The organism is Nocardia sp. No.11 (assembly GCF_038752175.1).
GTDB classification, from domain to species: domain Bacteria; phylum Actinomycetota; class Actinomycetes; order Mycobacteriales; family Mycobacteriaceae; genus Nocardia; species Nocardia canadensis.
Map to the genome: position 1 here is coordinate 1 of NZ_JBCGFB010000277.1, position 567 is coordinate 567.

Consider the following 567-nt stretch of genomic DNA (forward strand, 5'->3'; position numbering starts at 1 on the left):
GGTGGCTTCGCGCTGGAGTTCCAGGGCGATGTCGATGAGCTGGTCTTCCTGGCCGCCGACGAGCTTGCGTTCGCCTGCGCGGACGAGCATTTCGGCGGCGGAGACGCCGTAGCGTTCGGCTTGGCGTTCGGCGTGGCGCAGGAAGCTGGAGTAGACGCCGGCGTAGCCCATCATGAGGGCTTGGCGGTCGAGGAGGCATTCTGCGGGCATGGCGGGGCGGACGACGTCTTCGGCGGCGTCGGTGACGGCGAAGAAGTCGACGCCGGTCTTGATGCCGAGTTTGTCGCAGACGCCGATGAAGGCTTCGACCGGCAGGTTGCCGGCGCCGGCGCCGAAGCGGCGGGCCGAGCCGTCGATCTGGGTGGCGCCTGCGCGTACGGCGTAGACGGAGTTCGCGACGGCGAGGCCGAGGTTTTCGTGGCCGTGGAAGCCGACCTGGGCGTCGTCGCCGAGTTCTGCGACCAGGGCCGAGACGCGGTCGGAGACCTGTTCCAGGACGAGCGCACCGGCCGAGTCGACGACGTAGACGCACTGGCAGCCGGCATCGGCCATGATGCGGGCCTGCTT

The 567-nt window shown here is 69.3% G+C and carries 1 pseudogene; it reads right to left on the minus strand.

Annotation, left to right across the window (positions count from 1 at the left end):
- Positions 1 to 567: pseudogene (locus tag V8688_RS32035) on the minus strand (4-hydroxy-2-oxovalerate aldolase); the annotation flags it as partial.